The sequence below is a fragment of the Streptomyces sp. NPDC048751 genome, assembly GCF_043198595.1.
Taxonomy (GTDB): domain Bacteria; phylum Actinomycetota; class Actinomycetes; order Streptomycetales; family Streptomycetaceae; genus Streptomyces.
Genome location: NZ_JBICUX010000004.1, coordinates 35,283 through 59,764, shown reverse-complemented (window position 1 = coordinate 59,764; position 24,482 = coordinate 35,283). Strand labels below are relative to the sequence as shown.

Genomic DNA, 24,482 nt, shown 5'->3' with positions numbered 1-24,482 from the left:
GTCAGACGGCCGTCTCCTGGGGAGTCGGCTCGGGCAGGTCGAAGAGCTCGTTGAAGGTGCCGCGTGTGACCCGGTCGCGGACGTCGTCCGGCACGCCGTCGAACAGGTCGTGCAACGTGGCCTGGGTGTGGCCGTAGGTGCCCTCCAGGTGGGGGTAGTCGTCGCCCCACATCACGTTGCGGTAGCCGGTGGACTCGACGATCTCCACCGAGCTCTTGTCGTGCTGGAAGGACGCGTACACCTGCTGCCGGATGATCTCGCTCGGCAGTCGGCTCAGCTTCGGACGTACGAACATGCCGTGCTGGCGGTAGGCCTCGTCCATCCGGTCGCCGATGGCGGGCACCCAGCCCGCGCCGCCCTCCGCGATGAGGATCTTGAGATCCGGGTGCCGGTCGAGGGCACCGCCGGCGACCAGGTGGGACACCACCCGCATGCCCGGGTAGGTGGTCTCCATGTAGTTGACGACCGCGCCGCCGGGTCCGCGGAAGACGACGTTCTGGCCGCCCGTGCCGATGTGGAAGCCCAGCACCACGCCCGCACGCTCGGCCGCGGTCCACAGAGGTTCCCAGCGGTCGAGGGCGTACTCCTCGCCCTCCCGTGTCGAGCACGGCAGGAAGATCGCCTTGAAGCCGAGCTCGGCCGCCCGCTCCAGCTCGGCGACCGCGTCGCCGATGTCGGCCGTCGAGACACAGGCGGTGGTGATCACGCGCTTGTTCTTGCTGAGGATCTCGTCGTACGCCCAGTCGTTCCACGCCCGTACGGTCTCCCGGGCGAGCTCCCGGTCGGTGATCGACACGAGCCAGAACCCCATGGAGGGGAAGGCCAGTTGGGACCACACGCCCTCCTGGTCGAGGTCCTTGAGGCGGACGTTCAGATCCCACGCGCCCGGCGGGCGCATGGCGTCCATGAAGTCGCCGAGCTGTCGGTCGATACGCTCGCCGTCGATGTAGAGCATCTCGTACTTCTCGCCGCGCTCGCTGCGCGGGGCCCGGGCGCCGAGCCGGGCCGGCAGCCTCTCGGTCCACACGTCGGCGGGTTCCATCACATGGGAGTCCCCGGAGTTGACCCAGATCTTCGTCATGACGCTCCCTGAAGGCAATGGATGTAATCAGTTAGCGATTTTAGTTGTATCGGCGACCAAAGGGAAGGTGGTGCGGTCCTCGTCTTGAATCCGTCTAATTGGTTGACTGATTGCCCTGATGGTTGGAAGATCTGGGCACCGAGCCGCGAGGAGGCGCCATGGTGGGTGACAGGGACACCGGTGACAGGTACTTCGAGCCACAGGTGGAGACCATGCCCCGCGAGGAACTGCGCGCGCGGCAGGAGGAACGGGTCCTCGACCTCGTCGGGTACGCCTACACCAACTCCGCCTTCTACCGCGAGCTGTGGGACGAGCACGGGGTGCACCCGCGCGACATCCGATCCCTGGAGGACTTCCGGGCGCGCGTCCCGTTCATCACCAAGGACATGGTGCGCTCCTACCGGGCCCGCACCGGCGACCCCTTCGGCGGTCTGCTCTGCGTCCCGGTCGACGAGCTGACCTCGGTCTCCTCCAGCTCGGGCACCACCGGCGACCCGGAGTTCTTCGCCGAGATCTGGCAGGACGCGCCTCCCCTGGTGACCGCGCAGGTGCGTGACCTGTGGGAACTGGGCCTCAGGCCGGGCGACCGGGTGCTCAGCCCGCCCGGCACCTTCCGCAATCTGATGGACCCCGGCTACCAGGCACTCGGCGCCGTCGTCATCGAGGTGGACACCTGGATGGGCAGGATGCACGAGGTCGTCGAGGCGCTGCGCACGTACCGCCCCGCCTACCTGCAGATGATGTATCCGCAGATGGTGGAGCTGGAGCACCTGGCCGAGAAGGTCGACCTCAAGGAGGCCTTCTCCTCACTCAAGGGCGCCTCCTGCGCCGGTCAGCCCCTCAGCCGCAAGATGCGCGAACGTATCCGCGACGACTGGGGCATCGACGTCTACGAGTACACCAGCGCCGCCGACACCGGCACCGCGTGGGAGTGCCGTGAGCACGACGGCTTCCACCTCTGGGAGGACACCGTCTTCGCCGAGTGCGTCGAGATCGGGGAGGACGGGGCATGGCACGACGTCCCGGAGAGCGACCTCGGCGAACTGGTCGCCACCGACCTGGACAACCGGGCCGCCCCGCTGATCCGCTACCGCAGCGAGGACCTCGTCCGCCTCTCGCGCGACACCTGCGGCTGCGGGCGTACCCACGCCCGGATGTGGGTGGCCGGGCGGCGCGGCGACGAGACGGTGGTCCAGGGGCGTTCCGTGGTCCTGCGGGACATCTGGCAGGCGGTGGAGGACCAGCCGGAGACGGTGGCCGGGGTCTTCCAGATCGTCCGGGACCGCCGCGAGGTCGACGAACTGCGCCTGCGCGTCGGCTACGACCCCGCGCTCACCGGCGACGTCGACGCCCTGGCCGGCCGGCTGGGCGAGGCCGTGCGGGTACGGACCGGCGTCAAGCCGGTGCTCGACATGCGCACCGAGGAGGACCTGTTGAAGACCATGACCAGCGTCGCCAAGTTCCCCCGGGTGGTGAAGAGCTGATGGCCCGCGCCGACACCCTCGCCCGGGCCAGGACACTCGACCGGCCCGCACTCGCCTACGTCGTGCGCTTCCCCACCGCCGACGGCGTCCGGGACATGGACCTGACCTGGGCGGAACTGGCCCGGGACACCGACTGGGCCACCGCGCGGCTACGGGAGCACGGCCTCGCCGCAGGTCAGCGGGCGTTGCTCACCGCCTCCGGCTTCGAGGGCTTCTGGGGACACGCGGTCATCGGCGCCCTGCGCGCGCTGAAGGTGACGTACGGCATCGCCGAGGCGATGGGCTGGGACCACCGCCGCACCGCCGTCTTCCACCGTGAACTCACCCCGCACACGGTCATCGGTCTGTCCGCCGAGACCCTGGAAGGACTCGCCGGCTCGGCCGACATCGGTGAGATGTTCCGGCCGACACCGCTCGTCCTGGCCCGGCCCGCCGCCGTACCGCTCCTGCGGGGGGTGGGTGTGTCCGCCTGTGTGATCTCGGCCGTCGGACCGGCCCTGGCGCTGGAGTGTCCCGAGCGGAGCGGCGCGCACGTCAACGCCGCCGAATGGCGGCTCGGCGAGTGGGACGGGCAGCTGTCCGTGGCGGCGGGGGAGGGGCGTACCTCGTTGCTCCCCGAGACACCGCTCGGCCTCGCCGGCCGCGTCGTCACCGGCCGGTGCGCCTGCGGCAGCGAGGACCCGCGGGTTCTGCTCGCCGAGGCCAACCAGTCTTCCTGATCAAGGAGTTGAGGATGTCCGAAGAAGTGGTCGGCGGCCGGGTCGTGGTCGTCACGGGCGCCGGCAACGGGATCGGCCGGGCACACGCCCTGGCGTTCGCCGCGCACGGGGCGAAGGTCGTGGTCAACGACCTGGGCGGCTCGCGCGACGGTGCGGGTGCCTCGGCCGGACCCGCCCAGGCCGTGGTGGACGAGATCGTCGCGGCCGGCGGAGAGGCCGTGGCCAACACGGACGACATCTCCACCTGGGACGGTGCGGCCCACCTGATCCAGCAGGCCGTGGACACCTACGGCGGTCTGGACGTGCTGGTCAACAACGCCGGCATCCTGCGCGACCGGATGATCGTGTCGATGACCGAACAGGACTGGGACAGCGTGCTGGCCGTCCACCTCAAGGGCGGCTTCGCCACCCTGCACCACGCGGCCGCCTACTGGCGCGAGCGCGCCAAGTCCGGTCACCACAACGACGCCCGGGTGATCAACACGACCTCCCCGTCCGGCATCTTCGGCAACCCCGGCCAGTCCAACTACGGCTCCGCCAAGGCGGGAATCGCCGGTCTCACCCTCATCGCCGCCGCCGAACTCGCCCGCTACGGCGTGACGGTGAACGCCATCGCGCCCACCGCGCTCACCCGGCTGACCGAGGACATCGAGATGATGAAACGGGCCGCCGAGGCCCAGGACCTCACTCCCGAGGCCATCGCACCGCTCGTCGTGTGGCTCGGCTCCGCCGCCTCCCGCGAGGTCACCGGCCGCGTCTTCGGTGTCGTCGGCAACCGCGTCACGGTCCTGGAGGGCTGGGTCAACGGCCCCGGCGCGAGCACCGAGTCCCGGTGGACACAGGAGGAGCTTTCCTCGGTCGTCCCCAACCTGGTGGCCAAGGCGGCGCCGAACGCCGACGCCCTGGGCCACCGGAACGGAGCCTGAGATGCCCACCGCACAACAACCCGTCGCCGAGGGCCTGTTCACCTGGCCGCCGGACCCGTCCACGCCTCCCCGGCTCATCGGCTCCGAGTGCACGGCCTGCGGCCTGGTGAGCTTCCCGGCCGCCCCGGTCTGCCTCCGGTGCGCGAGCGCCGAGCCGAAGGAACGGCTGCTGGCGGACCGCGGCACCTTGTGGACGTACACGACCCAGAACTTCCGCCCACCGTCGCCGCCGTACGACGGCCCCGAAGTCTTCGAACCCTACGCGGTCGGCTACATCGAGCTGCCAGGCGAACTGCTGGTCGAGGCCCGCCTCACCGAACCCGACCCGGCGAAGCTCAGGATCGGACAGCACATGCGGCTGACGCTCGTGCCCTACGCCGTGCGGGACGACGGCACGGACATCATGACGTTTGCGTTCGCGCCGGCCGATGAGGAGACACCGTGACCGAGGCCGTCATCATCGGGGTGGGGCTCCACCCGTTCGGCCGGTTCCCCGGCAAGCCCGCGCTGGACATGGGCGCGGACGCGGTACGGCTGGCGCTCGCCGACGCCGGCGTCACCTGGCCACAGATCCAGGGCGGTTACATCGGCAGCTACGAGGTCGCCAACCCGGACGCGATCGTCGGGCGCCTCGGACTGACCGGGGTACCCCTGCGCGGGGTGTTCAACGGCTGTGCGACCGCCGGCACGGCGGTGGCACAGGCCGCCCGCGCGATCGAGAGCGGCGAGCACGACCTGACCGTCGCGATCGGCCTGGACAAACACCCGCGCGGAGCCTTCGCCGCCGATCCGTCCGTGGCGGGCATCCCCGCCTGGTACGGACAGACCGGCCTCTTCCTCACCACCCACTTCTTCGGCATGAAGATCAACCGCTACATGCACGACCACGGCATCTCCCACGAGACGCTCGCGCGTGTGGCGTCGAAGAACTTCCGCAACGCGGCCGGCAACGAGAAGGCCTGGCGCCGACAGCCCCTGTCGGTCGAGGAGATCCTCGCCTCCCCGGTCCTCAACCACCCCCTCCGCCAGTTCATGTACTGCGGCCCGAACGAAGGCGCCGCGGCCCTCGTGCTGTGCCGAGCCGACCAGGCCCACCGGTACACCGGGAAGCCCGTACGGATCCGCTCCACCGCCCTGCGCAGCCGCAGACTCGGCGCGTTCGAGGTGCAGAGCCCGTCGTTCCCCGTCGGGGACCCGGTCGAGAGCCCGACGGTGGACGCCTCCCGGGAGGCCTACGAGAAGGCGGGCATCGGCCCCGAGGACGTCGACGTCGCCCAACTCCAGGACACCGACGCCGGGTCGGAGATCATCCACATGGCCGAGAACGGCCTCTGCAAGGACGGCGAGCAGGAACGCCTCATCGCCGAGGGCGCCACCGAGATCGGCGGCAGCCTCCCGGTCAACACCGACGGCGGACTGCTCGGCAACGGCGAGCCGATCGGCGCGTCCGGACTGCGCCAGATCCACGAGATCGTCCTCCAACTGCGCGGCACGGCCGGGACCCGGCAGATCCCCGGCACACCCCGAGTCGGCTACACCCACCTGTACGGCGCGCCGGGCGCGTCGGCGGTGACGATCCTCTCGACCTGACAGCGGAGCGAGCAAGCGATGGAACAGGACCCGCAGGACTTCGCCGCCGAGGCGCGCCGCTTCCTCGACGCGCACGTGGCGAGGGCGCCCGACCGCACCGCCTTCACCTGGGGCGAGGGCGACGACTCGATGGCGTACTTCAGCAGCCTCCCGCCCGAGGAGGAGCGCGAGCAGGTGGAGCGGGCGCGCGCGTGGCAACGGATCCGCCACGAGAACGGCTTCGGCTGGATCACCGGCCCGCCCGAGTACGGCGGCCGGGGGCTGACGCCCGTCCACGACCTGCTCTACGACGCCGTCGAGTCCGAGTACGACGTCCCCGACACCGGCGTGCTCAGTGTGGTCGGCCTGGGCATGATCGGCCCGACGATCCTCGCCCATGCCCAACCCGGCATCCGAGACCGCTGGTTGCCCGCGATGTACCGCGGGGACGCCATCGCCTGCCAGCTGTTCAGCGAGCCCGGCGCGGGATCCGACCTGGCGAGCGTGGCGACCCGCGCCGTCCGGGACGATGGGGGCCCCTCCCGCTCGAGCGAAGCCGAGAGTGGGGGAGGCTGGGTGCTCAACGGACAGAAGGTGTGGACCTCGGTCGCCCAGCACAGCCAGATCGGCCTCGCGCTGACCCGCACCGACCCCGACGCGCCCAAGCACCGCGGCATCACGGCGTTCCTGGTCCCCATGGACGCCCCCGGCGTCGACGTCCGGCCGCTGCGCCAGATGACCGGCGGCGCCGACTTCAACGAGGTCTTCCTCACCGACGTACGGATCCCCGACGACCACCGCCTCGGTGAGGTCGACGGCGGCTGGACGGTCGCCCTGACCACCCTGATGAACGAGCGCGCCACGGTCGGCAGCGAGGGCGCGGGACCGGTCGCCGCCGCCCTGTCCCCGGACCGCCTCTCGGCACTGATGCGCGCCACCTGGACCTGGGACGACCGCGCCCTGCGCGCCCGCCTCGCCGAACTCCTCGTGGACGCCATCGCCACCGAGCACCTCAACGCCCGGGCGCTGCGCAGGCTGCGCGCCGGAGTCGCCCCGGGCCCCGAGATGTCCGTCTCGAAGCTGATGTACGGCCAGAACCTCACCCGTGCGGCCCACTTCGTGGCGGACGCGCTCGGGCCGCGCGCCATCGCCGACACCGGCCAGTGGGGCACGTACGCCTGGAGCGAACTGCTCCTGGCCACCCCGGCCCTCAGGATCCTAGGCGGCACGGAGGAGATCATGAAGAACATCCTCGCGGAACGTGTCCTCGGCCTGCCCAAGGAACCGGCGACCACCGCTGCCAAGGAGGTGCGCCCATGACCGCCGACGAAGACGAACTGCGAGAACTGCGGTACTCCGTACGGGAGTTCCTGGAGGCGAAGTCGCCCGAGGAGGCCGTGCGCAAGCTCATGGAGAGTGAACCGCGCTTCGACCCGGCGGTGTGGGCACAGGCGGCCGACCAGCTGCGGCTGCCGGGCCTGGCCATTCCGGAGGAGTACGGCGGCGACGGCTTCGGCCCGGTCGAACTCGGCGTAGTCCTGGAGGAGATGGGCCGCGCCCTGCTGTGCGCGCCGTTCTTCGCCACGGTCGTCCTGGCCGCCCAGGCACTGCTGGCCTCCAAAGACACCGAGGCCTGCGCGCGCCACCTGCCCGGCATCGCCGCCGGACGCACCACCGCCACGCTCGCCGTCGCCGAGGACAACGGCTCCTGGGACCCCGCGCTGGTCTCCGCGCGCGCCGTGCCGGCCGGAGACGGCGGCTGGCGGCTGAAGGGCCGCAAGAGCTTCGTCATCGACGGTACGACGGCCGATCTGCTGCTCGTCGTCGCGCGCACGGTCGCCGGCCCCTCGCTCTTCGCCGTCGACAGGGAGGCGACGGGACTGGCGGTCCAGCCGATGGAGACCCTGGACGCCACCCGGGCCATGGCCCGGCTGACGTTCGAGGGCGTGCCGGCGACCCTCGTCGGGGCCGACGGACAGGGCGGGCGCATCATGACCACGGTCCTCGACACCGCCTCGGTCGCGCTCGCGGCGGAACAGGCGGGCGGGGCGCGCCGGTGCCTGGAGATGAGCACGGAGTACGCCCGAAGCCGTCACCAGTTCGGCCGGCCGATCGGGTCCTTCCAGGCGGTCAAGCACAAGTGTGCCGACATGCTCGTCCAGGTGGAACTGGCCGAGGCCTCCTCCCGGGAGGCGGCACGGCTCGCCGCCGAGGGGTCGGCGGACTTCGCGGTCGCCGCCGCGGTCGCGCACGCGTGCTGCTCACGGGCGTACCTGGTCGCGGCCATGGAGAACATCCAGGTCCACGGCGGCATCGGCTTCACCTGGGAGCACCCGGCGCACCTGTACTTCCGCCGGGCCAAGTCCTCGCAGCTGCTGTTCGGCGGCCCGGCGGTGTATCACGAGCGGCTGCTGGACCGGCTCGGCGTCTGACATCGCCACGACGAAGAAGGCCCCCGGGACGGGGGCCTTCTTCGTCGTGGCGGCCGGCTTCACCGGTCAGCCGCGTGCCGCCTCGCCCAGCAGTGCCTTCGCGATGATGACCTGCTGGATCTGACTGGTGCCCTCGTAGATGCGGAACAGGCGGGCGTCCCGGTAGAAGCGCTCGACGGCGACCCCGCGCATGTAGCCCGCCCCGCCATGGACCTGCACCGCGCGGTCCGCGACCCGGCACACCATCTCGCTGGCGAAGTACTTCGCGCAGGACGGGCCGATCTTGGTGTCGGTGCCGGCGTCGAAGGCGCGGGCGGCTTCCAGGACGGTGGCGCGTCCGGTGTAGTAGTCGGTCTGCGCGTCGGCGATGAGGCCCTGGACGAGCTGGAAGGAGCCGATGAGCTTCCCGGACTGTCGGCGCGTGCTCGCGTATCCGACCGACTCGTCGACGAGGCGCTCGGCCATGCCGACCATCAGCGCGGAGATGTGGACCCGGCCGTGCGCGATGCAGCCCATCGCCGTGGCGAACCCGCGGTTCAGGCCGTCCTCGCCGCCGACGAGGGCGGAGGCCGGGACCCGTACGTCGTCGAAGTACACGTCCGCGGTCCAGGCGCCGAACTGGCCCATCTTGTGGTCCCGGGGGGCCACGGTCAGACCCGGAGTGCCGGCGGGGACCAGGAAGGTCGAGATGCCGCGGGTGCGCGGGGCGTCGGGGTCGGTGCGGGCGAAGACCATGAAGACGTCGGCGAGGGGGGCGTTGGTGATGTACCGCTTGGCGCCGTTGATCACCCACGTGTCGCCGTCGAGGTGGGCGCGGGTGGTGAGTGTCGAGGGGTCGGATCCGGCGTCGGGCTCGGTGAGCGCGAAGGATGCCAGGACCTCGCCCGAGGCGATCCTCGGCAGCCAGGCGGCTTTTTGTTCCTCCGTGCCGCCCACCATCAGGACATGCCCCGCGATGCCGTTGTTCGTCCCGAACATGGAACGCAAGGACGGGGTCGTGTACCCGAGCTCGAACATCAACTGGGCCTCTTCGTACATCGACAGACCCAGCCCGCCGTACTCCTCGGGCAGCGCGAAGCCGAACAGTCCCATCTTCCTGGCCGCCTCGCGGATGTCCGCGGGCATCTCGTCCTTCTCGTCGATCTCCGCCTCGAGCGGTACGACACGTTCCCGGACGAAACGCCGGACCTCGGACAGCACGTCGCTGAAGTCAGCCGCGTCCATGTCGACTCCCTTGCCTAGTGATCCACTTGTGTCTCGTCGGGCTTCCGGCCCGGTCGGTAGCAGGCAGCCAGGAGCGCCGCGGCACTCGCGGTGCCGAGCCCTGCCGCCAGCAACGCGGGCCCCACACCCGCGCGTTGCCGCCGCAGCAGCCCGTCGAGCGAGTACCTGCCGTGGCCCAGTCCCGCCAGCGCGACGGCGGCACCGCCCACCACACCGACGTACTCCCAGCCGCCCTTGAACACGAAGAAGCCCTTGCCCCGGTGATCCGTTCGCGCGGCGACGGTCATCAGCCCGACGGCCGCCGCGGCGGGCAGGGGGTTGGCCGCGCCCAGGACGATGCCCACCCCCGCCGCCATCTCGGTCCCGGCGGCCATACGGGCGTGCACCTCGGCCGGCTCGAGACCGAGCGCCTCGAACCAGCCCGCCGTCCCCTTCAGCCCGCCCGGCCCGGCGACCTTGTTCCAGCCGTGCGCGAAGAGCATCGGGCCGAGCGTCGCGCGCAGCACGAGGGCGGCGACGTCGTGTCCCTGGGCCTTCACTGGCCCGCTCCGGTGGCTCGACCCGCCGGGGCGACGCCGTACAACTGCGGTACCGCGTCGACGAGTTCGTCGTAGGTGAGGGCATTGCCGGACCGGCTGGGGTGGACGCCGGCGACGGTCCACCCCTGCAGCCGGTTCAGCCGGTTGCCCTCGATGCGCAGAACCTGGCCGGTCAGCCATGCCGCGCTGTCCGAGGCCAGGTAGACGACGACACCGGAGGCGTTGGCGGGGTCGCGCGGATCGAAGCCGTCGACGGCCTGGAGGGACTCCCCGACGGGCAGTCCGTCCGTCATCCGTGTGGCCGCGATGGGGGAGATGGCGTTCGCGGTGACGCCGTACTTGCGCATCTCCAGGGCGGTGAGGACGGTGAGCCCCGCTATCCCGGCCTTCGCGGCGCCGTAGTTGGACTGCCCCTGGTTGCCGAACAGCCCGGTCCCGGAGGTCGTGTTGATCACTCGTCCGGCGACGCGCTCACCCCGCTTCGACGCCTCGCGCCAGTACGCGCACGCGTGCCGGGTGAGCGCGAACGTGCCCTTGAGATGGACCGCGATCACCGCGTCGAACTCGGCCTCGCTCATCGAGAACAGCATGCGGTCACGCACGATGCCCGCGTTGTTCACGACGATGTCGAGGCGTCCGAACTCAGCGACGGTGTCCGAGACCATGGTCTCGGTCGCCGCCCAGTCCGTCACCGACGCGTGGTTGGCGACCGCCCGGCCGCCGAGCTTGGTGATCTCCGCGACCACGTCGTCGGCGGGGGAGTCGCCGGTCCGTTCGCCGTGTATGCCCGAGCCGAGATCGTTCACCACCACGGTCGCGCCGGCCTCGGCGAGTGCCAGGCAGTGCGCCCGGCCCAGCCCTCTGCCGCCGCCGGTCACGATGGCGACCTTGTCGTCGAGGATGCCCACGTCCTGCCTCCTGAGCAGATGTAGCGGATGTATGTGATCAGTCGAGTTCGCGCAGTACGGCGTCGGTGTGCTCGCCGAGTGTCGGTGCGCCGGTGCGGGGCTTGTCGTCGACGCCCCAGAAGCTGACCGGCGTCGCCACCGTCCGCAGCGGCGGCGCGTCACCCATGCCGGGCTGTTCGACGAAGGCCCCGACCGCCTCGGCCTGCGGATCGGCGGCCACCTCCGCCAGCGTCTGCACGGGCGCCCACCACACGCCTTCGGCGTCGAACCGCACCGCCCACTCCTCCAGCGGCCGCTTCGCGAACTCCTCGTCGAACACCGCGATCAGCTCGCGTACGTGGCCGCGCCGGGCCTTGCCGGTCGCGAACCGTTCGTCCGTGTCCAGGTCCTCGCGGCCCAGCGCCCTGACGATGCCGGGCCAGTGCCGGTTGCCCTCCAGGCCGACCAGCCAGAACCAGCGGTCGCCGGCGGCCCGGTAGCAGTTGTAGAGCGGGGACTCGTGCTCGGTGCGGTGGCGGGTACGGCCGCGCCTGCCGAAGAAGTTCTGCAGGGCGAGGTCGTTGCCGTTGGCGTACGTCCCGGACCGCAGCAGCGACACGTCCACCACGCCGCCCTCGCCGGTGCGTTCGCGTCGCAGCAGCGCGGCCAGCACACCCGCCACCAGATTGGACGCGGCCGTGCGGTCGCCGAGCCCCGGGCGGATGCCGGGCGGCGGTTCCCCCGCCGGGTTGAGCATGGCGGCGATGCCGGGGCGGGCCCAGAAGGCGGAGACGTCGTACCCGGCGCGGTCGCGTTCGGCGCCGTTCCAGCCGTAGCCCGTCAACGTGCCCACGACCAGGCGGGGATGGCGGACGCGCAGCTCGTCCGGGGCCAGGCCCAGCCGCTCCAGGGCGCCGGGGCGCAGGTTGGTGACGAACACGTCGGCGCGCTCCAGCAGCCGCTCCAGTACGCCCTTGCCCTCCTCGGAACGCAGGTCGAGGACGATCCCGCGCTTGCCGCGGTTGTCGGTCTCGAACGGGGGCGCGCTGTCGATGTCCTGGCCGACGTGGCGGAGTGTGTACCGGTTGGGGTCGCCGGTCGGCGCCTCCACCTTCACCACGTCCGCGCCCCAGTCGGCGAGCATGGTCGCCGCGGCCGGCGCCGCCACCCACATGCCCAGCTCGACGACGGCAATGCCCTCCAGTGGCCGCACGGCCCACCTCCCTGTCTGTCGGTACGTCCACTACTCGCCGCGGAAGTCGCCGGGGCGGCGCTCCCGGAAGGCCTTCAGCCCCTCGATCCGGTCCTCGGTCGAGAACAGCACCGAGACGGTCTCGCGCTCGTAGGCGATCGCCGCCTCCAGATCCATGCCGAGGCCGTAGTCGACGAGCCGCTTGCCCGCGGAGAGCGCCAGCGGGGCGCCCGCGGCCAGTCGTGCCGCCAATGCCTCCGCTGCCTCGAGCGCGCCTCCGGGTTCGGCCAGCTCGTTGACCAGCCCCAGCTCCCAGGCCCGTTCGGCGTCGATCGGCTCGCCGGTGAGGATCATCTGCTTGGCGATCGCGGGCGGCACCAGACGCGGCAGCCGCTGCGTGCCGCCCGCACCGGGCAGCACGCCGAGTTTCATCTCGGGGAGCCCCAGCCTGGTACCGCGCTCGGCCACCCGCAGGTCGCAGGCGAGCGCCAGCTCCAGACCGCCGCCGAAGGCGAACCCGTGGACGGCCGCGACGGAGGGCTTGGGGAAGTTCTCCAGGAGCGCGAACGCCTCGGTCAGGCGCCCCACGAACGCCCGGAACTGCCCGGGGGTCGTGAACGACTCGATCTCCCCGAGGTCGGCACCCGCCGAGAAGGCGCGGCCCGCTCCGGTCACGACCAGGGCACGTACGTCGTCGTTGTCGCGTACGTCGTTCAGCGCCCGCGTGAGCAGGTCCACGGTCTCCGAGCCGACGGCGTTGAGCCGACCCGGCCTGTCGAGGGTCAACACGGCCGTCCGGTCACGGAGTTCGACGCGCAGCACGGTGCTCACCTCAGACCATCGTGAGGCCGCCGCTGACCGAGAGCGTCTGCCCGGTCATGTAGGCGGCGTCGTCGGACGCGAGGAAGGCCACCACACCGGCGATCTCGCTGGGCTGGGCGACGCGGCGCAACGGGATCGCGCGCACGGTCGCCTCGTACATCTTCTGGCTGTAGTCGGCGACCTGGCCGAGCAGCGCGGTGTCGGTCGGCCCTGGGCAGACGCTGTTCACCGTGATGCCGTGCCGGGCGACCTCGCGGGCCAGGGCCTTGCCGAAGGCGATGACACCGCCCTTCGTCGCGGAGTACACGACCTCACCGGAGGAACCGACCCGGCCGGCGTCCGAGGCGACGTGGACGATCCGCCCGCCGCCGCGCTCGATCATCGAGTCGAGCACGGCCCGGGTCACCGTGATCGTGCCGCGCAGATTGACGGCGATGATCCGGTCCCAGGTCTCCTCGGTGCTGTCGACGAACCGGCCGATGACGTCGACCGCCGCGTTGTTGACCAGGACGTCCACCGGGCCGAGTTCGGCGGTCACCCGCTCCACGGTCGCGCGTACGGCCGAGCTGTCGGAGATGTCCGCGCCGACCCCGGTGGCGCGCACCCCGTACCGTTCGGCGAGACCGGCCGCGACCTTCCCGGCGGCCTCGGCGTCCACGTCCCAGACGGCGACCGAGGCTCCGTGGGCGGCCAGCGTCCCGGCGATCGCCTCGCCGATGCCGCGGCCCGCCCCGGTGACGAGCGCCACCTTGTCCCGTACGCTCACGCGTCCTCCCTCGCCCAGGTCTAGATACAGCGCTATCGTATAACTACTTCAGCTAAATAAGCGAGATCTGTGAGTGGGGAGCCCAGCATGCGCCGTACGATCTTCACCGAGGAGCACGAGCTGTTCCGGGAGACCGCCCGCTCCTACTACCTGCGCGAATGCGCCCCGTACGCCGAGCAGTGGGAGCGTGACGGCCAGGTGAGCCGGGCCGCGTGGGCGGCCGCGGGCAAGGCCGGGCTCATCGGCTGGCAGTTCCCGGAGGAGTACGGCGGCCAGGGGATCCGGGACTTCCGCTACAACGCGATCATGGCTGAGGAGATGGCGGCCACCAGCTCGGTCGGCATCGGGCTCGGGCTGCAGAACGACGTCGTCCCGCCCTACCTGATGAACCTCACCACCCCGGAGCAGAAGGCCCGTTGGCTGCCGGGCGTGACCAGTGGGGAGACGATCTGCGCGCTGGCTCTCTCGGAGCCGGCCGCCGGGTCCGACCTCAAGGGCATCCGCACCACCGCCCGCCGGGACGGCGACGAGTGGGTGATCGACGGGTCCAAGACCTTCATCACCAACGGCATCCTCGCCGACCTGGTCATCGTCGCCTGCAAGACGGATCCGGACGCCGGGCACAAGGGCATCAGCCTGATCGTCGTCGAGCGCGACACCCCGGGCTTCGAGCGTGGACGCAAGCTCGACAAGGTCGGGATGAAGGCCCAGGACACCGCGGAACTCTTCTTCCACGAGGTGCGCGTCCCCGTGGAGAACCTCATCGGGGAGGAGGGGCGCGGTTTCTACCACATGATGGGGAACCTCCCCACCGAGCGCCTCGCCATCGCCGTCTCCTCACTCGCGGCGGCCGACCGGGCCTTCGCGCTGGCCCTCGAGTACGCCAAGACCCGCACCGCGTTCGGCCGGCCCATCGGGGAGTTCCAGGCCAACAGGTTCGCGCTCGCCGACCTCAAGGCCAGGCTGGGTGTCGCCCGGGTCTACGTCGATGGCTGCATCATGGCCCTCCTCGAGGGCGAGCTGACCGCCGACGAGGCCGCCGCGGCCAAGTACTGGACCTCCGAGACCGCGTGGGAGGTCATCGACCGCTGCATGCAGCTCTTCGGCGGCTACGGATACGTCAACGAGTACGAGATCGCGCGCATCTGGCGGGACAGCCGGGTGCAACGGGTGTTCGGCGGGACCTCGGAGATCATGCAGGAGATCGTCGGCCGGTCGCTGGGTCTGTAACGCCTGGTGGCACCCTGCTTGAAGCATTGACTGCCTTGGGTAAATAGGTTAGCTATTTAAGCGAGATATGGGACGCGGCTCGAGGAGGCCTCCGTGGTCACGGTCGATGTGAAACTGCACCAGGACAGGGCCGAGCACGATCTGCCGCAGCCTCGGCTGGTCATCGACGGCAAGGACGTCACCGACACGAGCGGCGGTCTCTACGAGCACCGCAACCCGGCCACCGGCCTGGTCCAGGCGCACATCCCGCTCGCGGGCCCCGTCGAGGTGGACCGCGCCGTGGCCGCCGCCCGCCGGGCCTTCGACGTGTGGGGCACCATGCGCCCCGCCGAGCGCCGCCGCCTGCTCACCCGCTTCGCCGGACTGCTGCGCGACCACATCCCCGACTTCGCGGCGATCTGCCCGCTGGAGAACGGCGTCTGCGTCGGCGGCTGGGCGGAGAACGTCGGACCGCACGTCGCCGAGTGGACCGAGTACTACGCCGGCTGGGCGGACAAGATCGAGGGCATGGTGGGCGCGGCCTACAGCCCGCACGAGAACGTCGAGTACACCATCGCCGAGCCGTACGGCGTCATCGGCCACATCATCACCTGGAACTCGCCCGCGCTGTCCCTGGCGATGAAGGTCCCGCCGTCGCTCGCGGCCGGCAACACGGTGGTCATCAAGCCGGCCGAGTCCACACCGTTCTCCGCGCTGCTCTTCGCCGACCTGGCCCGTGAGGCGGGCATCCCCGAGGGCGTGATCAATGTCGTCACCGGCCTCGGTGACGCGGGGTCGGCGCTGGTCACGCACCCCGGTGTGGACAAGATCTCCTTCACCGGCGGTCCCGCCACCGCCCGCCGCATCATGGCCGACGCGGCACTGAGCCTCAAACCGGTCGTGTTCGAGCTGGGCGGCAAGTCGGCGAACCTGCTCTTCGCCGACACCGACCTCGACACCGTCGTGCCGTACTGTGCGGCCTTCGCCATGAGCAACACGGGCCAGGGCTGCGCACTGCCCACCCGGCTGCTGGTCGAGCGCCCGATCTACGACGAGGTCGTCGCTCGCGTCGCCGGGGTGGTGGCCCACCTGCCCGTCGGCGACCCGCTCGACCCGACGACGTACATCGGACCGCTCATCAACGAGGCCGCACGCGACCGCGTCCAGACAGTGATCGACAAGGCGATCGAGGACAGCGCGGGCCGGCTCGTGTTCGGCGGCGAACGCATCGCGTCCGACGGCTACTTCGTCGCCCCCACCGTCTTCGCGGACGTCGACAACCGCAGCGACCTCGCCCAGCGGGAGATCTTCGGGCCCGTCCTGGCCCTCACCCCGTTCGACACGGAGGACGAGGCCGTCGCCCTCGCCAACGACACCGAGTACGGCCTGTCCGCCTACATCCAGAGCCGCGACATCACACGCGTCAACCGACTGGTGCCGCGCTTGAAGGCCGGGACGGTCTACGTCAACCCCGGCCCCAACCCGATCACCTCGCCCGCCACACCGTTCGGCGGAGTGGGCATCAGCGGGTTCGGCCGGGAGGGCGGCAGGGCCGGACTGGACGAGTTCATCAACGTCAAGGGCGTAGGCGTCGGCCGCGTCTGACTTCAGAGTCTGGGAGACAACACCATGCATCGCGCCCGCCGCCTGACGTTCGGCGACCTCATCCGTGAGCACCGCAGGTCGTATCCCGACGGCGTCGCGCTCGTCGACGGAGACGTGCGGCTCACCTGGCCGCAGCTGGACGAGCGCACCAACCGACTCGCCCACGCCCTCATCGACGCCGGGGTCGGCCCGGGCGACCGGATCCTGTGGCTGGGCCAGAACTCCTTCCGCATCTGGGAGCTGCTGGGCGCCGCCGCGAAGATCGGCGCCATGGTCTGTCCCGGCTACTGGCGCTGGGCCGCCCCCGAAATGGCGTTCGCCGTCGAGGACTTCGACCCCGCCGTCGTCGTCTGGCAGGACGAGGAGATCGGCGAGACGGTCGCCAAGGCACGGGCCGAACTGGGCAGCGACCACCGCGCGTTGTGGCTCCGCCACGACACCGAGGGTCCGGGGTCCTACGAGTCCTTCCTGGCGTCCGGCGCGCCGGAGGACCCGGCCGCCGACGTCGATCCCGACTTCGCGCTCCTGGTCATCTACACCGCGGCGATCTCCGGCCGGCAGTCCGGCTCGATGCTCTCCCACCGCAACCTGCTCACCATGGGTGCGAGCGCCGCCTGGATGGGGGACATCGGCCGGGAGACCGCCTTCCTGGGCGCCGGACCGATGTTCCACATCGGCAACTACCAGTTCTGGGGCGTACCGGCCTTCGTGCACGGCGGCAAGAACGTGGTCGTCCGCCGTGTGGTCGCCGAGGAACTGCTGCCGCTGCTGGCAGGGGAACACTGCACCCACGCCTATCTGATGCCGCCGACCATCGCGCGGCTCGTCGAGCTGAACCGCGAGGCGGGTCACGACCTGTCCCGGCTCAAGGCCAGTGTGGCCGCCCCCCTCTGGCAGGGCACCGTCCCCACCGACACCAGTCGCTTCACCCGCAACGGCGGCGGCGAGGGCCGCGGCTACGGGCAGACCGAGGTGACCGGCTTCGCCGTGACGGGCGCCTACGGGGGCACGGGCGCCGGCAACGCGGGACGCCCCGGGCCCTTCACCGCCGTACGTGTCCTCGACGGCACCGGCCAGGAGTGCGCGGTCGGCGAGGCCGGAGAGATCTGCGTCCGCGGCGACCTCGTGCACCTCGGCTACTGGAACCGGCCGGAGATCAACGAGGAGCGCTTCCGCTTCGGCTGGTGGCACACCACCGACCTCGGCCGTCGCGAACCCGACGGCACGATCAGCTTCCTCGGGACGACGACCCGCATGCTGAAGTCGGCGGCGGAGAACATCTTCCCGGCCGAGGTGGAGAACTGCATCGAAGCGCACCCGGCCGTGAAGGAGGCCGCCGTGATCGGCGTGCCCAACGAGCGCTGGGCGCAGGACGTCAAGGCCGTCGTCGTACTCCACCAGGGCGCCGACCCGGTCACGGCGGAGGACGTCATCGAGCACTGCCGGACGCGGATCGCCTCGTACAAGAAGCCGAAGACGGTGGAGTTCGTCGAGGCGCTGCCGCGCACCAAGGACTACGCCAAGGACTACGAGGCGCTGGACGAGAGATTCGGCGGCGGCGGGTACCCCGGCGGCGACACACTGGGCGCGGGACGGTGAGGCCGTGAACGGCCGTGAGCCCGTCGTCGTCGGCGTCCACGCGACCGAGCAGGCCCTGTCCCTCCCGCACCGCGACGCCATGGACCTCGCCCTGGAAGCGGTGTCCGGGGCGATCGAGGACGCCGGGCTGACCCCGGCGGACGTCGACGGGGCCCAGGTCGACTGGCCCGGCCCCGGCGGCGTCCCCGGTGAGGGCAGCTCCTGGGCGCGCATGCTCGGCCGGGACCTCCGCTGGACCAGCGACTCCATGCTCGACAACGCCGGCTCGCGGGGCCTGCTGAAGGCGGCGGCGGCGATCCGCGCCGGATTCGCGGACACCGTGGTGGTGGGCGGCTGCAAGCTGGTCTCGCGCGGGGCGGGCCCCGTCGGGGCCGGGGTGGCGCTGGAGTTCGCCGACGTGTGGGGCAGCTATGTCGTCGCCCAGTTCGCACTGGTGGCGGCCCGGCACATGCACGAGTACGGGACGACCTCCCGCCAGCTCGCCGAGGTCGCCGCCACCATCCGCAACAACGGCACGACCAACCCGGAGGCGATGATGTACGGGCGCGGCCCGTACACCGCCGACGACGTGCTCGCCTCCCGCATGGTGGCCACACCCTTCCACCTGCTGGACTGCTGCATCGTCGGCGAGGGCGGCGCCGCGCTCGTGGTGACCACCGCCGAACGGGCCAAGGACCTGCCGCACCCGCCCGTCGCCGTACTCGGCGGCGGCATGGAGTACCACCAGGCCGCGTACGCCAACCCGGCGCTGTACCGCGAGGTCGGTCAACTCGGCCGGGACGCCGCCACCCGCGCCTACGCCATGGCGGGCGTCGGCCCGCACGACGTGGACGTCTTCTCCCTCTACGACCCCAACTCCTTCGAGATCATCAGGCAGTTGGAGGCCCTCGGTCTGTGCGGCGAGGGCGAGGGCGGACCGTTGGCCGCCAGTGGCGGCATCGCCGTCAGTGGCAAGCATCCCGTCAATCCGGACGGCGGCTGCCTGGCGTACGCGTGGAACGGGACACAGCAGATGACCCTCAAAGTCGTCGAGGCCGTACGGCAGTTGCGCGGCACGGCCGTGCACCAGGTCGAGGGCGCGGAGCTGGCTGTCGTCGGCAACGCCGGATCCGGGGCACAGCACTACGAGATGAGCGTGCTGGGGAGGATGCGATGAGCCGGCCCGTACCCGTCCCCACCCCGCTGTCCGCACCGTTCTGGGAAGCGGCCCGGCGCGGCGACCTGGTCGTGCCGTACTGCCCGGCCTGCGGCCTGCGGTTCTTCGTCCCCGAGCCCGCCTGCCCGGGATGCATGGGGCGGGACTGGCGGTACGTGCCCAGCGTCGGTCGGGGCACCGTCTACGCGGTGACCGTGGTCCACCGCGCTCCGGGCCCCGGATTCGACACGCCTTTCGCTCTCGCCGTGATCGACCTCGACGACGGCGCCACCCTGCTCTCTCACGTCGACTCCGGCGACCCTGACGACGTCGTCATCGGCATGCGCGTACGCGTGGACTTCCGGCCCCTCACGGACCGCATCACACTGCCGTACTTCGTGCCGGCCGGCTGATTCACGGGTGCGCTGCCCCTTCGTCACGATTTGACGTCTCATTGCATTCAGGATGCTTAGTTAGCTGTTTAAACGGGATAGCATCTGCGCCATCGCGCGGGCCCGTCGAGACGGCCCGCCCTTTAGAGCATCGCTGGGGACCCGAAGTGGCAGTGCATGCACGTGCGTCGAAGAGACAGGACCAGCGCGACCGGGAAGCCGGACGACAGCCGTCCTTGCGTACGGTCCTGCTGGTCCTGGCGCTGGTGCCCATCGTGACCCTCGTGGCGCTCTGGGCGACGAGCTCGGCGCAGCTCTATGCGGACTGGTCGCAGCAGCGGGAACGCAACGACGTGTCCACCCACGCAGCCCGCCCCATCCTGGGAGTCTTCTTCAACCTCCAGGAGGAACGCCGGCTCAGCGGTGCCGCGCTGGCCGATCCCACCGCCTACCAGAAGCAGTTGCGCGAGCAGCGCGCCCGTACCGACGCGGTCGTGAAGACCGTCCAGGAACTGCCCGCAAGCGGATGGAAGGCCCCCGACGACATCCGTCACGCCGTCGCCGACCTGGGGCAGGATCTGAGGAAACTGGCCGACTACCGCTCCGGTGTGGACGAGCGGACGGCCTCGCAGCAGCAGACGTTCGACCGCTACACCGGTCTTGTCGCCCAGCACCTGAACGTCTTCAACACGCTGAGCAACGTGGGTCTGCCCGGCGTCGACCACCTCGCCAGGCCGGCCATCGACGAGGACTGGGGCCTGGAGATGATCTCGCGCGAGGACGCGCTCTTCACTCGTGCCTCCGTGACCGGTCGCCTCTCCGGCAAGGACCGCGGACAGCTGGCCGGCTGGATCGGCTCCCAGGAGTTCATCTACGACAGCAAGGTCGTCCCACTGCTCCCCGACGACGAGGCCGAGCTCTTCCGCAAGCTCATGTCGGGCAGTGCGTGGAAGAAGAAGACCGACGTCGAACAGGCCGTGTTCGCCGGTTCCGACACGGACCGGTTCCCCGCCGCCCTCGGCCGGGACTGGCGTGCCGGCGTCCAGCAGGTCACCGCCGGTCTCCAGGAGCGCAACGCCGCCTACGCGAAGACGCTGACGGCGGCCACGGACGAGAAGCTCGGAGCGACCCGGACCCGGCTGATCGTCACCAGCGTGACGAACGCGGTCGCCGTCGTCGTGGTCGCGCTGATCACCGTGCTGTTCACCCGCATGCTGCGCCGACGGATCTCCGCGCTGCGTACGGCCGCCCTGGATCTGCAGACCCGGCTGCCGGACGTGGTGCAGCGCATGCGCAGGGGCGAGACGGTCGACCCGGACGCCGAGCTTCCCGCGATCCGCCACGGCGGCGACGAACTCGGCCAGTTGGGCCAGGCGCTCAACCTGGCGCGCCACACCGTCCTGGACACCACGGTGGCCCAGGTGGGGCAGTTCCACGGTTTCGAGAAGCTGCTCCAGCGCATCGCCCGGCGCACCCAACTGCTCATCGGTCTGCAGATGAAGAAGCTCAGCGAACTCGAGCGCAAGCACGAGGACCCGGAGGTTCTGGAGGACCTGTTCGACCTCGACCACCTGACCGCCCGGCTGCGGCGCTACGAGGAGAACCTGGTGATCCTGGGCGGCGGCCAGCCCCAGCGCCGCTGGCGCAAGCCCGTGCTGCTGCTGGATGTGCTGCGCTCCGCCCAGAGCGAGGTCCAGGACTACCGGCGCATCCAGATCGAGGTGGAGAGCCGCGTCTGGCTGTCCGAGCGCGCGGTCGGCCTGGTGATCCATGTGCTGGCCGAACTCATGGAGAACGCGGTGGGCTTCTCCAGGCCGCCCACTCCCGTGGAGGTGTACGCCGCCCGGGTGGGACGCGGCCTGGCGGTCGAGATCGAGGACCGCGGTGTGGGCATGGACGCCGAGCAGTACGAGGCGCTCAACCGGCTGATGACCGAACCGCCCCGCATGGACGTCATGTCGAGGGCCGACGACGTCAGGCTCGGACTGTATGTCGTGGCCCGGCTGGCGCAGGGACTGGGCATCCAGGTGGAACTGCGGCCCTCCGCGTTCGGCGGGACCCGGGTGGTGGTCCTCATCCCCGACGAGCTGGTCGTCGCCGACGGCCCTGAGGAGCCGGCGGACGGGCCGGCCGAGCCTGTCGCCTCCTGGCCGCCGCCGAACCTGTTCGTGCCCGCGGCGCAGTCCGGGCCCGGCGAGGAGCAGGGGGCCGTCCCCGGCGCCCGTTACCCGGTCCCCGCCGGCGGGCCGCCGGACGGCGCGTGGACCGGGCCGCCGCGCCCCCACGGCGTGCCGCGGGTGTCCGACGGGCCGCACGTCGGCGCCACGCGGGGAGTGTTCGGTGCGCCACCCGGGGACCCCGGGCCGGACGTGATCAGGCCGTTGCCCAAGCGCGTGCGCCAGGCGAGCCTCGTCGACGAGTTGCGGAACCCGGACGCGGCCGTCCGGACGCTTCAGGACGGCGACCGGTCCGTCCCCGGGCCCGTGCCGACTCGCTCCGGCGCCACGGTCGGTGCCTTCCAGCGCCAGTCCCGGATGGCCCGGCGTACGACCCCCACGTCCGACCGCGGCCCCGCGAACGGCCTGCCGCCCCTGCCGCCCCGCAGAAGCATCCCGACGGAAGACTGACCATGACACTGCGAACGACCGCCACTCATCAGGATCTCGACTGGCTGCTGGACGGTCTGGTCGAACAGGTCCCGGGCACTCGGCACGCCATCGTGTTGTCCGACGACGGTCTGGTGGTGAGCCAGTCCAGCACCATCGCCCGCGGCGACGCCGAACGCCTCGCCGCCGTGGCCACGGGCCAGCAGAGCCTGGCCCGAGGAGTCGGAGCGCTGTTCGACGGCGGTCCGGTGCACCAGGTGATCGTCGAGCTGGCCGACCTGTGGCTGTTCATCTCCGCGGCGGGCCGGGGTACGCATCTGGCCGTCGTGGCGTCCCAGGAGGTGGACGCCGAACTGATGGCCGTGGCCATGCACACGCTCATGCAGCAGGTCGGGCAGCGCCTCGGCACCGAAGCACGCGTCGTGATCCCCGGACGCGAGGGCGGTGTGCGTGAGTGAGCCACTGGACGGACGGCATGGAGCCGGGCGACGCGGAAGCACTGTCCGTACGGCCCTACACCATCACGCAGGGCCGGACCGCGCCGGCCCGTGACGACCTCACGCTGATCACCCTCGTCTCGACCGTCGACCCCGAACCCACCCGAGCGGGCTCCCGCGGCCTGCAACCCGAACACCGCGCGATCCTGCGGCAGTGCCGCGCTCCCGCGGCGGTGGCCGAGATCGCCGCCGCACTGGACCTGCCCCTGTCGGTGACGAAGATCCTCATCGACGACCTGGTCGCCATGGGCAGGGCGACCACCCGTCCGCCGCTCGCTGTCGCGGCAGGAAGCAACTGGGACATGAACCTACTCAGGGCGGTGAGGGATGGCCTCCGCAGACTCTGACCTCATCCGGCGCACCACCGGCGGCACGGCCCCCGCGGCGGTCAAGATCCTCGTGGCCGGCGGCTTCGGCGTGGGCAAGACGACCCTGGTCGGCGCGGTGAGCGAGGTGCCGCCGCTGCGCACCGAGGAGTATCTGACCGTCGCGAGCGTCGGCGTCGACGACGTCGGCGGCATCGAGGGGAAGACCACCACCACGGTGGCCATGGACTTCGGCCGCATCATGGTCAATCCGCGGCTGGTGGTCTACCTCTTCGGCACGCCCGGTCAGGAGCGCTTCTGGTTCATGTGGAACGACCTCGTGCAGGGTGCCCTCGGCGCGGTCGTCCTGGCCGACACCCGGCGCCTGGAGACCAGCTTCGCCTCCATCGACTTCTTCGAGAGCCGCCGCATCCCCTTCGTGGTCGGTGTCAACTGCTTCCACGGGCGAAGGGACCGCGACGAGCGCGAGGTCCGCGAAGCGCTCGACCTCGACCCCGAAGTCCCGCTGCTGATGGGCGACATGCGGGAGCGCTCCGTCGGCCGCGATCTGCTGCTCTCCCTGGCCGAACACCTCATCCTGAAAAACTCGTTGACCTAGTTCAAAGAGTTATCTAGTTGTACGATGGGCCCACCCGAGTGTTCGGGCTGTGTTCCGCGCCTGCGGGGCGGACGGAGGTGGACCCTGCGATGAGTGTGACGGGAAAACAGGGCGGCGGCGGGGTCAACGGCGTTCGCGTGCGCGTACCCAAGATGGCCGAACTCGTGGCGGCACAGCTGCGCCGCAAGATCGTGCGCGGAGAACTCGCCGAGGGCCAGGCGCTGCCGGCCGAGACGGCCCTGATGGCGGAGTTCGCCGTCTCCCGGCCCACACTGCGCGAGGCGTTCCGGGTGCTGGAGTCGGAGTCGCTGATCAGCGTGCGCAGGGGCGCCCGCGGTGGCGCGCGGGTGCAGGTCCCGGAGGGCACGGTCGCCGCCCGCTACGCGGGGGTGGTCCTCGAATACCGGGGTACCACCCTCAAGGACGTGTACGACGCCCGTACGGTGATCGAGGCGCCGTGCGCCGGTCTGCTGGCCGAACGGCGCACCGACGCGGATCTGGAGCGGCTGCGGGCCGCCGTCGCCGAGGCCGAGCGGCTGATGGACGACCCGTCGGCGTTCATCCGCGCCCACATGGAGTTCCACGCGCTCGTCGTGGAGCTGGCGGGCAACGAGACGCTCAGCGTCCTCAACGGCATGGTCCGGCACATCATCGACCAGGCGAACTGGTCCCACGTCGACCTCGACGCCGGCAGCGCCGAGAACATACGGGCCAACCGCCGGGGTTTCCGGGCGCACCGCGCGCTCGTGGAGCTGGTGGACGCCCGCCGGACCGAGGCCGCCGAGGAGTTGTGGCGGCTCCACCTCCAGGAGGCCGAGGACTACCTGCTGCAGAGCAGGTCCATGACGACCGTCCTGGACCTGCTCGGCTGACC

24 protein-coding genes are annotated in these 24,482 nt (G+C 71.0%); 17 read left to right on the top strand and 7 right to left on the bottom strand.

Annotated elements, in window-relative coordinates; all coding sequences use genetic code 11:
- Position 1 precedes the first annotated feature (1 nt).
- Positions 2-1,081 carry an amidohydrolase family protein gene (locus tag ACGFNV_RS15255; RefSeq protein ID WP_393622627.1) on the bottom strand — a complete coding sequence of 360 codons (1,080 nt, stop codon included), beginning with the start codon at positions 1,079-1,081 and terminating at the stop codon, positions 2-4.
- Positions 1,082-1,239: 158 nt separating this feature from the next.
- On the opposite strand from ACGFNV_RS15255, the gene ACGFNV_RS15250 reads away from it, so the two are divergent.
- Genes ACGFNV_RS15250 through ACGFNV_RS15220 form a run of 7 tightly spaced genes read left to right on the top strand, consistent with a single transcriptional unit; the run spans position 1,240 to position 8,211 of the window.
- Positions 1,240-2,565, top strand: a complete 1,326-nt coding sequence (locus ACGFNV_RS15250; RefSeq protein WP_393622626.1) for a phenylacetate--CoA ligase family protein — start codon at positions 1,240-1,242, stop codon at positions 2,563-2,565.
- Positions 2,565-3,284: a hypothetical protein gene (locus ACGFNV_RS15245; RefSeq protein ID WP_393622624.1), complete on the top strand. Its 720-nt coding sequence runs from the start codon at positions 2,565-2,567 to the stop codon at positions 3,282-3,284. Before ACGFNV_RS15250 ends, ACGFNV_RS15245 begins: the two co-directional genes overlap by 1 nt.
- A gap of 14 nt (positions 3,285-3,298) precedes the next feature.
- On the top strand, positions 3,299-4,210 hold the full coding sequence (locus ACGFNV_RS15240) for an SDR family oxidoreductase (RefSeq protein ID WP_393622622.1): 912 nt from the start codon (positions 3,299-3,301) through the stop codon (positions 4,208-4,210).
- Position 4,211: 1 nt separating this feature from the next.
- Complete coding sequence (locus ACGFNV_RS15235; RefSeq protein WP_393622620.1) at positions 4,212-4,655, top strand: Zn-ribbon domain-containing OB-fold protein; 444 nt, start codon at positions 4,212-4,214, stop codon at positions 4,653-4,655.
- Positions 4,652-5,800 carry a thiolase family protein gene (locus ACGFNV_RS15230; protein WP_393622619.1) on the top strand — a complete coding sequence of 383 codons (1,149 nt, stop codon included), beginning with the start codon at positions 4,652-4,654 and terminating at the stop codon, positions 5,798-5,800. Before ACGFNV_RS15235 ends, ACGFNV_RS15230 begins: the two co-directional genes overlap by 4 nt.
- 18 nt (positions 5,801-5,818) lie before the next feature.
- Complete coding sequence (locus ACGFNV_RS15225) at positions 5,819-7,099, top strand: acyl-CoA dehydrogenase family protein (protein ID WP_393622618.1); 1,281 nt, start codon at positions 5,819-5,821, stop codon at positions 7,097-7,099.
- Positions 7,096-8,211, top strand: coding sequence for an acyl-CoA dehydrogenase family protein (locus ACGFNV_RS15220; protein ID WP_393622616.1), 1,116 nt, complete (start codon positions 7,096-7,098; stop codon positions 8,209-8,211). Before ACGFNV_RS15225 ends, ACGFNV_RS15220 begins: the two co-directional genes overlap by 4 nt.
- A gap of 66 nt (positions 8,212-8,277) precedes the next feature.
- Here ACGFNV_RS15220 and ACGFNV_RS15215 read toward each other — a convergent pair whose 3' ends face one another.
- From ACGFNV_RS15215 to ACGFNV_RS15190, 6 genes are read right to left on the bottom strand one after another with little or no spacing between them, the layout of a single operon-like run.
- Entirely contained in the window at positions 8,278-9,435 is a 1,158-nt protein-coding gene (locus tag ACGFNV_RS15215; protein ID WP_393622615.1) for an acyl-CoA dehydrogenase family protein, read from the bottom strand.
- 14 nt (positions 9,436-9,449) lie between these two features.
- Complete coding sequence (locus ACGFNV_RS15210; protein WP_393622614.1) at positions 9,450-9,974, bottom strand: DoxX family protein; 525 nt, start codon at positions 9,972-9,974, stop codon at positions 9,450-9,452.
- On the bottom strand, positions 9,971-10,882 hold the full coding sequence (locus ACGFNV_RS15205) for an SDR family NAD(P)-dependent oxidoreductase (protein ID WP_393622612.1): 912 nt from the start codon (positions 10,880-10,882) through the stop codon (positions 9,971-9,973). The genes ACGFNV_RS15210 and ACGFNV_RS15205 overlap by 4 nt, the downstream gene beginning before the upstream one ends.
- 37 nt (positions 10,883-10,919) lie before the next feature.
- Entirely contained in the window at positions 10,920-12,074 is a 1,155-nt protein-coding gene (locus ACGFNV_RS15200; RefSeq protein WP_393622611.1) for a CaiB/BaiF CoA transferase family protein, read from the bottom strand.
- A gap of 30 nt (positions 12,075-12,104) precedes the next feature.
- Positions 12,105-12,884: an enoyl-CoA hydratase/isomerase family protein gene (locus ACGFNV_RS15195; protein WP_393622609.1), complete on the bottom strand. Its 780-nt coding sequence runs from the start codon at positions 12,882-12,884 to the stop codon at positions 12,105-12,107.
- A gap of 1 nt (position 12,885) precedes the next feature.
- On the bottom strand, positions 12,886-13,641 hold the full coding sequence (locus ACGFNV_RS15190) for an SDR family NAD(P)-dependent oxidoreductase (RefSeq protein ID WP_393622608.1): 756 nt from the start codon (positions 13,639-13,641) through the stop codon (positions 12,886-12,888).
- A gap of 87 nt (positions 13,642-13,728) precedes the next feature.
- On the opposite strand from ACGFNV_RS15190, the gene ACGFNV_RS15185 reads away from it, so the two are divergent.
- The 10 genes from ACGFNV_RS15185 (at position 13,729) to ACGFNV_RS15140 (ending at position 24,480) form a co-directional block, all read left to right on the top strand.
- The gene (locus ACGFNV_RS15185) at positions 13,729-14,871 is read left to right on the top strand and encodes an acyl-CoA dehydrogenase family protein (RefSeq protein ID WP_393622606.1); all 1,143 of its coding nucleotides are present in this window, start codon (positions 13,729-13,731) and stop codon (positions 14,869-14,871) included.
- 93 nt (positions 14,872-14,964) lie between these two features.
- Complete coding sequence (locus ACGFNV_RS15180; RefSeq protein ID WP_393622604.1) at positions 14,965-16,455, top strand: aldehyde dehydrogenase family protein; 1,491 nt, start codon at positions 14,965-14,967, stop codon at positions 16,453-16,455.
- A 24-nt stretch (positions 16,456-16,479) separates the two neighbouring features.
- On the top strand, positions 16,480-18,054 hold the full coding sequence (locus ACGFNV_RS15175; RefSeq protein WP_393622603.1) for an AMP-binding protein: 1,575 nt from the start codon (positions 16,480-16,482) through the stop codon (positions 18,052-18,054).
- A gap of 4 nt (positions 18,055-18,058) precedes the next feature.
- Positions 18,059-19,210, top strand: a complete 1,152-nt coding sequence (locus ACGFNV_RS15170; RefSeq protein ID WP_393622601.1) for a thiolase family protein — start codon at positions 18,059-18,061, stop codon at positions 19,208-19,210.
- On the top strand, positions 19,207-19,602 hold the full coding sequence (locus ACGFNV_RS15165) for a Zn-ribbon domain-containing OB-fold protein (RefSeq protein WP_393622600.1): 396 nt from the start codon (positions 19,207-19,209) through the stop codon (positions 19,600-19,602). Before ACGFNV_RS15170 ends, ACGFNV_RS15165 begins: the two co-directional genes overlap by 4 nt.
- Positions 19,603-19,748: 146 nt before the next feature.
- Entirely contained in the window at positions 19,749-22,208 is a 2,460-nt protein-coding gene (locus ACGFNV_RS15160; protein WP_393622598.1) for a nitrate- and nitrite sensing domain-containing protein, read from the top strand.
- A gap of 2 nt (positions 22,209-22,210) precedes the next feature.
- Positions 22,211-22,645, top strand: coding sequence for a roadblock/LC7 domain-containing protein (locus ACGFNV_RS15155; protein WP_393622597.1), 435 nt, complete (start codon positions 22,211-22,213; stop codon positions 22,643-22,645).
- 17 nt (positions 22,646-22,662) lie between these two features.
- A complete protein-coding gene (locus tag ACGFNV_RS15150) occupies positions 22,663-23,031 on the top strand; it encodes a DUF742 domain-containing protein (RefSeq protein ID WP_393623311.1) in 369 nt (122 codons plus the stop codon).
- Positions 23,012-23,608, top strand: coding sequence for an ATP/GTP-binding protein (locus ACGFNV_RS15145; protein ID WP_393622596.1), 597 nt, complete (start codon positions 23,012-23,014; stop codon positions 23,606-23,608). Before ACGFNV_RS15150 ends, ACGFNV_RS15145 begins: the two co-directional genes overlap by 20 nt.
- Before the next feature lie 89 nt (positions 23,609-23,697).
- Entirely contained in the window at positions 23,698-24,480 is a 783-nt protein-coding gene (locus ACGFNV_RS15140) for a FadR/GntR family transcriptional regulator (RefSeq protein ID WP_393622595.1), read from the top strand.
- The last annotated feature ends 2 nt before the right edge of the window (positions 24,481-24,482 follow it).